Below are 11,977 nucleotides of genomic sequence, written 5' to 3'. Positions count from 1 at the left end.
GCCAATTCATCGATAAATGAGCCTGAATAGCAAGCAGATACCACAATCACCCGCCAGCGAATACCTGAAGCGTCTAGCGCCTCCCGTAACCATGCGGCGTCTAGATTCTCCATTGCTAATGGTGGATTTGCTAATTGAATGATATTTTCGTTGCCGTGTGAAGACAAGGTTAGGAATAACACATCCTCATCGGCATTCATCTGCTGACCAATTTTCTTTAATCCACGCAGAATGCTGGTTTTGGTAGCGATTGGCTCATCAAGCCAACTATAAGTATTGTTGATCAACGAGAGTGAATGTCCACTAGTGCCAAAACGCACATCGAATAGCTCACGCACTTTATTAATCTCAGAGCGAAAAACATCTTGACCAGAGAATCCTGCCACACCCATAAAATACCAGTCGGTCTTGCCCGAAGTGCTGGGATCGATACTATTTAATGCTTGCTGTAACAAACGAGGCTGCTCATATAATGCCGCTTCTGCTAAAACAGGCTCTACAGGAATCTGCTTAAATATAGGCTGGTCCGCGACATTACGCTGCCAAATCGTCAACAGTGCGACTGCACCTACCAATACAATGACCCGCTCCCACCACGGTATGCGTAGACGACGAGAAAAAATCCATAATAACGCCAAGGTCTGCCATAAAAACAGCACCAAAAACAGTATGGGTAAAAGTGAATAGCTCCAATCTGGCAACCAACCATAACTGCCCAAAAACTGCACCAAACTTTGTAATAGTGCAGATAAGGTATCAGCCACTAGCCACAATACCACGGGCACAAACACCAACGTTTGATTGCCAGAACGCCGTGCCAAAATGATGCCGCCCAATAAAATTATCATCGGCCAAATCAAGTAGCTGACCAACCCTTGCTCATTAAAGATACTGCCATTTTCCGCGGCCAACCACGAAAAAAGCACGTTGCTACCGAGCGCTAAGAGTGCAAAGACAGCAAATTGAATAAAGGTCGGTTTTACCCAAGAAAACGCGCGCGTCGACCCTACTAGCATCCACAAGGTTGCAATAATATTGGCAGCGAAATTGAGCGAAAAACGCTGAAGCGATACGGTTTTTAACGACGCAAGTGACAAAGACTTAGACCTCTAGCCAGTCGAGAAAAGAAAGTGAGTTGATGATGATTTTTGGTGTGGCAACTACCTACGAAATGTCATTAATTCACATTTTTTATATAGCATATGGACATCAAGATTACATGCAATTCACAATGAGATAATTTTAAGAGACGAATAGCAAAGACTAAAAGTATGACTAAGCAGTTTAGCTCGCTAATATAACGCGATTGTAACGGATTGTCGGTCAAGAGGATAAGGCTGATTTGTAAAATTCGCTTAAATTTGGCTAAGAACATATAAAAAAGGAGGTCTTGAATCCAAGACCTCCTTTTTTCTCAATAATGACTGTATCAAAGACTCACTACTATCTCATCAAAAGCTCATTCACACGTTTTAGATAAGCGGCTGGATCATCTAACTGACCGCCATCTGCTAACAATGCTTGGTCAAAAATCACTTGCGCCAATTTATCAAAATCGACGTCAGATTGCTCGCTAGTCTCTAACTTTTTAATCAATGGATGATCAGGGTTGACCTCTAATGTTGGCTTGCTTTCTGGCACATCTTGACCCATTTGTTTAAGCATCTGAATCATTTGTGGTGATAGCTCGCCTTCACCAACGACCAAGCAGGCAGGACTATCAACCAAACGCGTCGATACTTTCACATCTTTGGCACGTTCGCCTAACGCTGCTTTAAGTTTATCGACAACAGGCTTCATGGTTTCTTGCGCTTTTTCTGCTTCCGCCTTTTCAGCTTCGTCTTGCAAATCGCCCAAATCAACGGCACCTTTCGCGATATTTTGTAGCGGTGTCTCATCAAATGAGGTCAAGAAATTCATCGCCCATTCATCGACACGGCTGGTCATCAAAATAACTTCGATGCCTTTCTTTTTAAACAGCTCTAATTGTGGGCTATTTTTAGCAGCTGCTAGATTGTCAGCCGTGAGATAATAGATGGCTTTTTGACCGTCTTTCATACGCGCTTTATAGTCTTCAAAGCTGGTCGTCACACTATCCTGAGTACTGGTCGCATAGCGGAGCAATTTGGCAATACGTTCTTGATTGCCCATGTCTTCGCCAACGCCTTCTTTGATAACATCACCAAACTCGGCGTAGAACTGCGCAAATTTTTCTTGCTTATCACTGTCTTCACTGTTGGCAAGGCTTGCAAGCAAGGTCAAAATACGACGGGCGTTACCATCGCGGATAGACTTCACATCACGCGACTCTTGTAATAGCTCGCGGCTGACGTTCAATGGCAAGTCGGCTGAATCAATGACCCCTTTGACGAAACGCAGGTACATTGGCAATAATTGCTCAGCTTCATCCATAATAAAGACGCGCTTCACGTATAGCTTTAGTCCATGCTGCTGGTCACGAGTATATAAATCGACAGGGGCTTTTTTCGGAATATACAATAGCTGAGTATACTGAACACGACCTTCGACACGGTTATGCGTCCATGCTAGTGGCGCGTCCATGTCATAGGTGATATTTTTATAAAAATCGATATACTCTTCATCTTCAATCTCAGATGCCGTACGTGTCCATAGCGCGCTGGCTTTGTTGATAGTTTCCCATTCATCGGTCAATACCATCTCGCCACCAGCAGGTGCGTCGTCGTTCTCATCTTCTTTGACATCTTCTTGCCAAACTTCTTTACGCATCTGAATCGGCAAGCTGATATGGTCTGAGTATTTATTAACCAACTGCTTAATTTTGCCACGGTCTAAATAGCTGTCTTCACCCTCAGAATACTGCTCTTTTAAATGCAAAGTAATGGCGGTGCCACGAGTTTCTTTCGCGATAGGTTCAACCGTAAAGCTACCCGTACCATCAGATACCCAGCGTACGCCTTTATCCGCAGGCTCGCCAGCTTTGCGTGTTTCAACGCTAATCGTATCGGCCACGATAAAACCTGAATAGAAACCAACACCAAACTGTCCAATTAATTGACCATCTTGCTTTTGTGATTCAGACAGCTTGTCTAAAAATGCTTTAGTACCGGACTTGGCAATCGTACCCAAGTTTTCGATGGCATCTGCTTCATTCATGCCAATACCGTTGTCGGTAAAGGTGATGGTTTTGGCATCTTCATCGACAGCAATGCGAATTTTTAGCTCGCCATCGTCTTCATAAAGACTGTCATCATTGGTCGCTTCAAAGCGCAATTTATCACAAGCATCAGAGGCGTTTGAGACCAGCTCACGCACAAAGATATCAGAATTAGAATAAAGCGAATGGGTCACTAAATGCAGCAGTTGCGCCACTTCCGCCTCAAAGGTATGTTTTTTTAATTCAGGGTTCGTACCCTCAGTCTGGGTTTGCTCACTCATAAAAACTCCTTTAATTTATCTCAAAAATTTATTATAAAATAGCGATACTCAAATAAAACTTACTCAAAGATATATTAGAAAACACAATTTCAAATACCGCTAAGCTGTTTATACTAATAGGGGCGCAGCAGAATATTTCAAGATCAAAGGCGTAATTCAATAAAAAACACCGCGCTAGTTTCCTAAGGCGGTGTCGTTATATCGATAATAGGTTTAGCAAATAGATTTAGTAATACATTTTTAGATAAACCTATCAACTATAAGCAGCTAGGCAAATGCAGCGCTGGATCTGACTCACGAGCATTCATCGCATCTTCAACCGTTAAGCCTAGTGCTTTGGCAACGCCTGCGCCATAAGCGGCATCACACCAGTTACAGTTGCGAATGTGGCGATACTGAATAAAGTCCGGCACACCAGCCATATTATTCGCTGTGTTTTCGAAGAGCACTTGTTGTTGCTCAGCACTCATTAAATTAAACAATGCGCGAGGTTGGCTAAAATAATCGCTATCGTCTTCACGGAAATCATAATGCGCCGCATAGCCGTCAATTTTTAATGGTGGTTCAGCATAATCAGGCTGCTCTTGCCACTGGCTAAAGCTGTTTGGCTCATAATGCGGGCGACTGCCATAGTTATCATCGACACGGCCTTGACCATCACGATGATTGCTCATCACAGGGCAACGCGGCTTATTTACCGGAATCTGTTGATGATTGACACCAACACGATAACGCTGAGCATCGGCATAGTTAACCAAGCGGTTTTGCAGCATTTTATCTGGTGAGACACTAATACCCGGTACCAAATTACTTGGGGCAAATGCGGCTTGTTCCACATCGACAAAGTAGTTGTCAGAGTTTTTGTTTAATTCAAACTCACCCACTTCAATCAGTGGATAATCACCTTTTGGCCATACTTTGGTCAAGTCAAACGGATGATACGGAACGGTATCCGCCTCAGCTTCTGGCATGATTTGCACATACATTTTCCATTTCGGGAAATCACCATTTTCGATGGCATCGTACAAGTCTTTTTGATGACTCTCGCGATCAGAACCAACCACCTCTGCCGCTTCTGCATCGGTTAAGTTCTTGATGCCTTGTTGCGTGCGGAAATGGAATTTTACCCAAAAACGTTCTTTGGCTTCGTTCCAAAAACTATAGGTATGCGAGCCAAAACCATGCATATTTCTGTACGAGGCTGGCAGACCGCGATCACTCATAACGATAGTAACTTGATGTAAAGCTTCTGGTAATAAAGTCCAAAAGTCCCAGTTGTTGGTCGCCGAACGCATATTGGTACGTGGATCACGTTTGACGGCTTTGTTTAGGTCTGGGAATTTGCGCGGATCACGTAAGAAGAACACAGGTGTATTATTTCCCACCATATCCCAGTTACCTTCTTCGGTGTAGAATTTCAAAGCAAAACCGCGAATGTCGCGCTCAGCATCAGCCGCGCCGCGCTCACCTGCGACGGTACTAAAGCGCGCAAACATCTCAGTCTGTTTACCCACTTCGCTAAAAATATCCGCACGGGTATATTTAGTGATGTCATTGGTCACGGTAAAAGTACCAAATGCGCCAGAGCCTTTGGCGTGCATACGGCGCTCTGGAATCACTTCACGGACGAAATTTCCTAACTTTTCATTGAGCCAAACATCTTGCGCCAATAATGGGCCGCGTTTGCCTGCGGTCATGCTGTTTTGATTGTCTGCTACTGGTGCGCCATTGCCCATGGTCAATTGGGTCGGTGCATAAGGACATTTTTTATCGCTCATATCATTGTTCATATCGTTGTTCATAGTCATACTCCTGTGAATAGCAAATGGGTTAAAGTACAAAACCTATTCTGAATACGCTTCTATTAATAGTTCCAGAATAGTTGTCAGCTTGTTCGAAAAACGGTTTGTTTTTTTCATAGTAATGTCTAATGACAGTCATGTTCTGTGGTTAGATACTATTACAACCCATTACCATTGATTTGTATAATTAATTAATTACATGCTTTCGTTTTGTTTTTCAGAACCACTTAACTTGTTTTTTACTCATGCAAATACTTTATTCCTTAGGATGGTTGTTATTAACAACGATAAATATTAACAGTGCAAGCACTCTCTATCAGCCTTGCTATCACTTTTTTAAAGCGAATTGACCATATCAAATAGAGCTTAATTAAATACCACAGAGCAATTAGCGCGGCATCGGACGAATGGTCAAAATTTGCTCACTACGACCAAAAGGGCCATTGATGTCATGTAACACAGCGCTCGTTAAGCCAATGCCATCATTGCCATACTGCTGCACCGCTTCGATGCCAAGCCAGCGACCTTGCGGCGCGCGGTGCATATGAATTTGCAAATCCGTATTGGGAAACATCCATTCTAATTCTGACAAGCCAAGCCCAAGGCGCGGCACAACGCCATTGGCCGTGTCGACCATGCCCAATAGATGCACCAAGTCATCAGTTGGCTTGCCCTCGATCATATCCAAATCATTAGTAATCCAGACCATACCACGTCCTGGGCGACGCTGCGTATCATCAGCGACCAAGCGCACACTCTCAATAAACCCGCCCGGCCAGCCTTTCATGTCTTCCCAGATGGGCAATTCTTCGGGCTTATGTACCGCTTTTTGGTCTTCAATGCCTGCAATCTCGCTGGTATCTTGGGTCATTAGACGCCATGCCCGCGCAATAATCGCATCACGACCGCGACTACTCATGACTGCTTCAATCAGCTCAATGGTCTTGCCCGGACGAATACAACGCGTGGTAATGGTAAAGTCATCCAGTGGAATCAATCCTAAGATATCTAGACTGATACGAGCGATACGCATGTTTTCTTGCGGCGCATAACTGTTTAGCTCAGCCGTGAGCAATCCTGTCGCTGGCGCCATATGCTGTTCATGCTCATTCCAAGCGCCTTGGGCATGTTTGGTTGGCTGATAATGTGCGACGTTGACGCCGTCTTCTCGCTGTTCGAGTTTGATAAAGTTATAATAAGCTGACATGACTGTCCTATGATTTATTTGATAAGCTCTTGTTGTTTTAATTTAAGAACCTGTCGACTCTTAATGACAAAAAATAACGCAACGACCATCGCGGCAATTAATACGCCATAAAAAACATTCTTTTCTCGCATAAAATGCAGAATATTACTGCCTAACACGAATCCCACCACCACGATGACAAACAAATTCACTTTCAATTGATTGTTAACCTCACCGAGAGTGGCTTCTGCCAATACAAATCCTTTTTTTTGCTTTTTCATTTTGCGTTACCTACTATACGTTACCTATTAGATGTTTTGTACAAAGCCTTATCTACTTACCCACTTGGGTGACTGGGATACGCAAGGCTTTAGGCAGACTGAAAGTGACATTTTCTTCGATGCCTGATAGCTCACTCGGTAAATCACCACCCCAATCTTGCAACTGCTGTAGCACTTCTTGAATCAGTACTTCGGGTGCTGATGCGCCAGCAGTGACGCCGATACTCTGCACACCATCCAACCAGCTTTTATCCATCTCACTGGCATTGTCGATTAAATACGCACGGCAATTCATCCGCTCAGCCAGCTCACGCAGACGATTAGAGTTTGATGAATTGGGCGAGCCGACCACCAAGACCACCTCACAGCGACTGGCTAAGTCTTTTACCGCATCTTGGCGGTTTTGCGTGGCATAACAGATATCGTCTTTACGCGGACCTTGGATACTAGGGAATTTTTCACGCAGTGCATCGATGACGCGCGCGGTGTCATCCATCGACAAGGTTGTTTGGGTAACAAATGCCAAACGTTCAGCATTTTGTACGCTCAATGCTGCCACATCGGCTTCGTTTTCAACCAAATGAATGTGACCGCCGTGGCGACGGTTAAAGCGCCCCATCGTGCCTTCCACTTCAGGATGTCCAGCATGCCCAATCAATACCGCATCCATACCCTCTTGCGCAAATTTAGCGACTTCGATATGTACCTTAGTGACCAGCGGACAAGTGGCATCAAATACGGTCAAATCGCGGCGCTCAGCCTCATCTTCGACAGCTTTTGATACGCCATGAGCAGAAAAAATAACGATAGAGCCATCTGGCACTTCATGAAGCTCTTCCACAAAAACCGCACCGCGATTGGCCAAATCAGAGACGACAAATTTGTTATGTACCACCTCGTGACGGACATAAATGGGCGGTTCAAAACGTGTCAATGCTTCGTTCACAATCGCAATCGCGCGATCCACACCAGCACAAAATCCACGTGGATTGGCAAGATAAATTTGCATAAGAGGGCCTATCATTAGATAATTTATTATTAAAGCTTAAATACACAACATTACTGTCAAAAGCTTTAATAATAAATTTGGGATGAATTCATTACGCTACTTTAGCATAATTTACTTTTATTGCCTTTGAAAATAGCACGGTACTAGAGGCTGTTTTAACTAGAAGCACACACATATTCATACGTTCAAAGTATTTATCCATAGTGGCAGCGTTAACTGCACTTAATGCAGCAAAAATGTGATTTATACTGAGTCACCCTATGCCATCTTTACATCGCTTCGATGATAACGACTGATCAAAGGCGGCTTTAATTAAAATAAAAGCCACAAAAGCAGTTTATAATAGTGCATCGATGACAATGTCTATCGCCATACATGATGGCGATTTTTCTTTTTACCAGTTTTGAATTGTTTACTAAAACAGCTTTGGCTCTTTTACTCGCACAGATTTGACTAGCACACACTCCATTAGGACACATTGTATGACAGGTTCATTATTTATTATTACTGCCGCCTCAGGTACGGGCAAAACCTCACTGGTAAAGCAGCTACTTGCCACGACTAACGACTTAACCGTCAGCGTATCACACACTACGCGCACGCCGCGTCCCGGCGAGATTGATGGTCATCATTATCATTTTACCGATGTCGAAAAATTTGTGATTGCCATCGGTGAAAACAAGTTTTTAGAACATGCTGAGGTCTTTGGTAATTACTATGGCACCTCGGAGCAAAGCGTGCGGACGCAGTTAGAAGCAGGCGTCGATGTTATTTTAGAGATTGATTGGCAGGGCGCACTACAAGTCAAAAAAATCTTTACTGACGCCATTATGATTTTTATTTTACCGCCAAGTATTGCCACTTTACGTCAGCGTCTATCGACGCGTGGGCAAGATACTATGGAGGTAATAGAGCAACGTCTGGCTGGCGCAGTGACTGAGATGGCGCAATATGTCCATTTTGATTTTGTGATTATTAATGACAATTTTGAGGTCGCTTTGACTGAGCTAAAAGCCATTATCGTGGCGGACAGGCAGACGCTTAAGCGTCAACAGCAGCGGTATCATCGCACCATCAGCAATTTACTTAGTAATAAAGTGGAAGAGTAAAGCAATAGCAAAATACTACTGTCAACTCAGTCGATGAGCGCTTATTAATAGATACGTTAATAGACACGCAAAAAGCAACTACGCGGCTGGGCAAAAAATGCTATAATGTCTCGCTATCCCCCTTTATATTTTGATATTATTTTTATTGAGTGGCGGGCAAGCTCCGTGACTAATAAAAACAACCGAGGTAGCTACATATGGCACGAGTGACGATTGAAGATTGTTTGGATAATGTTGATAATCGCTTTGAACTGATTTTGGTGGCAAGCAAACGCGCACGTCAATTGGCCAAAGGTATCGCAGAACCATTGGTTGATGTGGATAATGACAAGCCTACGGTATTGGCATTGCGTGAAATCGCTGCTGGTAAAATCACTCGCGATATCCTAAATCAGCCAGAGCACAACTTTGCCACCAGTTCATTAGATTTGGCACTGTCAGGCGATCATGGTTTTTAAGACACTGTATTATTAAGATACAGCATTGAAGATTTGTCGTATGAAGCCTATAAAGCTAACCACTGCCTTATAAGACAAATACATACAGTGATGACATATTGACGAGAGACCACAGCATAGGCTGTGGTTTTTTGGTTGTAATAACTGGTTGCTGTGATATTGCTTTGATATTGCTTTGACTGTTTTAGTCACCATTTATACCTGAAAACCTACCATTGAGTTAGAATTTCTAAATTTTTATAGCACCTGTTCGCTTAGCAGTTGACATTGAATGCGATTTACGATTAATTAGAGGATGGTCTACCTATTTTTATCTTTTTTCTCGATATTTTTTATATTTATAGTATTCCAGCATTCATTCAGTCACCATTTACCCGATAGATAGACAGTCAGGCAAACAGGTAATGGAAAATAGGATCGTTACTTTATGAGTCAAACCTTACCCAAACTCAGCCATCATTTAGTCGATGAGGCTCAATACAATTTACTGCGCTCAGTAGGTTACCTCACTGCTGCTGAACGCCGTGATATTATTGATGCCTGTGAGTTCGGTGATATTGCGCACATCAAAGATAAGCGTAAATCAGGAGAGCCTTATATCACCCACCCGATTGCGGTGGCCGAGATACTGGCAGGTTTTCGTTTGGATCGAGATACGATTATTGCAGCGATTTTGCATGATACGGTCGAAGACACCGAGGTGAGCGATGAGCAGATTGAGCAGCGCTATGGCAAAATAGTGGCGAGACTGGTCGACGGTGTGACTAAGCTAAAGTCGTCCTCACACAATAAACAGCAAAACAAAGCAGCCACCTTTCATAAAATTTTGACAGCCACCCTTGCCGACCCACGCGTATTGATTATTAAGCTTGCTGACCGCTTACATAATATGTCGACACTGGATGCAGTACGCCCAGAAAAACAACGCACCACAGCACAAGAAACGTTGGATTTTTATGTGCCTTTTGCGCGGCTAATGGGTCTTAATGATATTGCCGATTATATCGAGGTGCTCTGTTATCGTAATCTTGATTCTGACATGTACAACAAACTGTCTGACAAGCTACTACAGCACGGGCTTGGGCGTAACTTTCAAAGAGAGGCCATCCATCGCTACTTGAGTATTGTCCTCAATAATTTGGGGTTGAATGGTCTGGTTAAAGTTTTAGACAATCGCGTGGTCATCTACCGTCAGTTTTTCCGCAATCGCGGTGAAATCAATGCTCTACTCCGTCATTATGCCTTTGAGATTGTCCTCGATAATGTCGAAGCCTGTGACAAGCTGGCCTATTACTTAATTAAAAAATACCAGATTGATGACTCTCATATCGCTGATAATATTCGTCGTCCGCTACCGGGTGGCAATCAATCACTCACGCTTATCTATGAGCGCGATAACGATGTCGTCAAAGTGACGATTTTGACCAAGCAAATGCAAAGCGCAGCGCGGCTTGGTGTCATTGGTGCAGAGCATGCCTCAGACGTTAGCCAATCGGTTATCCAAGCCTCATTACGCAATATGAAAGACTTGGTCGATGAAGACAGCTTAGATGAAAATAGCCCAGACTTTTCAGCGGCAGTCTCTACCATTAATGAGCTGATGGATTACCTACACTCCAGTAAAATCATCTGCTATAGTCCAAAGGGTCGCGCTTATGAGCTACCACAAGGCGCAACCGCGCTAGACTTTGCTTACGCTGTCGGACCGATGGTCGGCAATGTAGCCGTTGGCGCCAATATCGATGGCAAAAAAGCCAAACTTGGCACAGTCGTTAAGAATGGGCAGCTGGTTGAAATAGAAGTCAATAGCCACTCAGAACCAAAAGCAGAATGGCTAGGATTTGTCGTGACCAATAAAGCGCGTGAAGAGATTTTGCGTTGGTTTAAAGACTTGTCTCCTGCTGATAAGCAACACCATGGTCAACAAGCCTTAGATCGGGCGCTAAAAACCTATCAAAAAAGTCTCGATGACTTAACCGATAGTGATTGGAAAAACCTCACTGAATGGCGTGGCTTGACCGAAAAATCCGAACTATTCGAGCAAATAAGCTCTGGTACGTTATTACCACAGCTGGTAGTAACTCGCTTGTTTAGCGATGAAGTCAATGATTTGCAAGCACAAGAACACAGCGATGATATGACCCAACCACAGCAGCTGATAGTCAATGCGTCTGGGGTTGAGCTTGATTTTGCCAATTGTTGTCATCCTATTTATGGTGACCCTATTGTCGGTCACTTGTCCCGTCACGGTCTGGTTGTTCATCGACACAAGTGCTTTTCACTTGACGATATTCGTAAAGACAATCCTTATCAGGTTATACAACTGCGCTGGCGTAATGACAAGGCCGTAAAACAAGGTGACGCTGGCGAGTATGACATAAAAAATACCGGAAAAATTCGCTTTCCAGCCTATTTAAAACTATCTATTGCCCTCAGCGACGAACAGATTACTGAAGTCATCTATCATTTACGCCAATTAAATATAGGGGTAGAAAAAGTAGATGTGCGTAGCAGTGACACCATCATCCATATCATCGTTCGCAGTCGCAATCATCTAGCACAAGGCATTCGCGAGCTACGCTCCTTGCTAGGTTTCCCAAACATCATCAGGCTGTATCAGCTGTAGTGCTGGTAACAAGGTGTAGTGCGCGTGATAAATTGCCACCAACACTCACTCAATAGAACATTGAATAATGGATTTAGAAAATTTTAGAA

9 protein-coding genes are annotated in these 11,977 nt (G+C 43.6%); 3 read left to right on the top strand and 6 right to left on the bottom strand.

The genetic code is table 11. The features are described 5' to 3' along the window. From B2575_RS07015 to ispH, 6 genes are all read right to left on the bottom strand, one after another. The coding region (locus B2575_RS07015; protein ID WP_296240806.1) for a C13 family peptidase at positions 1 to 1,097 on the bottom strand (1,097 nt) is incomplete at its 3' end. 346 nt (positions 1,098 to 1,443) lie between these two features. Further along, positions 1,444 to 3,417, bottom strand: a complete 1,974-nt coding sequence (htpG, locus tag B2575_RS07010; protein WP_296240788.1) for a molecular chaperone HtpG — start codon at positions 3,415 to 3,417, stop codon at positions 1,444 to 1,446. Positions 3,418 to 3,674: 257 nt separating this feature from the next. Beyond that, positions 3,675 to 5,207, bottom strand: coding sequence for a catalase (locus B2575_RS07005; RefSeq protein ID WP_280513819.1), 1,533 nt, complete (start codon positions 5,205 to 5,207; stop codon positions 3,675 to 3,677). Between the two features lie 400 nt (positions 5,208 to 5,607). After that, positions 5,608 to 6,426, bottom strand: a complete 819-nt coding sequence (locus tag B2575_RS07000) for a thioesterase family protein (protein WP_250163081.1) — start codon at positions 6,424 to 6,426, stop codon at positions 5,608 to 5,610. Between the two features lie 14 nt (positions 6,427 to 6,440). Beyond that, positions 6,441 to 6,686: a hypothetical protein gene (locus B2575_RS06995; protein WP_250163082.1), complete on the bottom strand. Its 246-nt coding sequence runs from the start codon at positions 6,684 to 6,686 to the stop codon at positions 6,441 to 6,443. A 52-nt stretch (positions 6,687 to 6,738) separates the two neighbouring features. Continuing rightward, positions 6,739 to 7,695, bottom strand: coding sequence for a 4-hydroxy-3-methylbut-2-enyl diphosphate reductase (gene ispH / locus B2575_RS06990; RefSeq protein ID WP_045444223.1), 957 nt, complete (start codon positions 7,693 to 7,695; stop codon positions 6,739 to 6,741). Positions 7,696 to 8,177: 482 nt separating this feature from the next. Between ispH and gmk the strand changes: the two genes are divergently transcribed. From gmk to B2575_RS06975, 3 genes are all read left to right on the top strand, one after another. Continuing rightward, on the top strand, positions 8,178 to 8,804 hold the full coding sequence (gmk, locus tag B2575_RS06985; RefSeq protein ID WP_296240783.1) for a guanylate kinase: 627 nt from the start codon (positions 8,178 to 8,180) through the stop codon (positions 8,802 to 8,804). A 197-nt stretch (positions 8,805 to 9,001) separates the two neighbouring features. After that, positions 9,002 to 9,262: a DNA-directed RNA polymerase subunit omega gene (gene rpoZ, locus B2575_RS06980; RefSeq protein ID WP_045444217.1), complete on the top strand. Its 261-nt coding sequence runs from the start codon at positions 9,002 to 9,004 to the stop codon at positions 9,260 to 9,262. A gap of 427 nt (positions 9,263 to 9,689) precedes the next feature. Continuing rightward, a complete protein-coding gene (locus B2575_RS06975) occupies positions 9,690 to 11,888 on the top strand; it encodes a RelA/SpoT family protein (protein WP_201581965.1) in 2,199 nt (732 codons plus the stop codon). The last annotated feature ends 89 nt before the right edge of the window (positions 11,889 to 11,977 follow it).

Source organism: Psychrobacter sp. UBA6739 (assembly GCF_002453835.1).
Classification (GTDB): domain Bacteria; phylum Pseudomonadota; class Gammaproteobacteria; order Pseudomonadales; family Moraxellaceae; genus Psychrobacter; species Psychrobacter immobilis_A.
Note: the sequence above shows the minus strand (reverse complement) of the source record. Positions and strands in the feature narration are given on the sequence as shown.

Coding starts and splice junctions, on each gene's coding strand:
- B2575_RS06975 (WP_201581965.1), top strand. CDS start 9,690: ATGAGTCAAACCTTACCCAAACTCAGCCATCATTTAGTCGATGAGGCT.
- B2575_RS07005 (WP_280513819.1), bottom strand. CDS start 5,207: ATGAACAATGATATGAGCGATAAAAAATGTCCTTATGCACCGACCCAA.
- B2575_RS06995 (WP_250163082.1), bottom strand. CDS start 6,686: ATGAAAAAGCAAAAAAAAGGATTTGTATTGGCAGAAGCCACTCTCGGT.
- htpG (WP_296240788.1), bottom strand. CDS start 3,417: ATGAGTGAGCAAACCCAGACTGAGGGTACGAACCCTGAATTAAAAAAA.
- gmk (WP_296240783.1), top strand. CDS start 8,178: ATGACAGGTTCATTATTTATTATTACTGCCGCCTCAGGTACGGGCAAA.
- ispH (WP_045444223.1), bottom strand. CDS start 7,695: ATGCAAATTTATCTTGCCAATCCACGTGGATTTTGTGCTGGTGTGGAT.
- rpoZ (WP_045444217.1), top strand. CDS start 9,002: ATGGCACGAGTGACGATTGAAGATTGTTTGGATAATGTTGATAATCGC.
- B2575_RS07000 (WP_250163081.1), bottom strand. CDS start 6,426: ATGTCAGCTTATTATAACTTTATCAAACTCGAACAGCGAGAAGACGGC.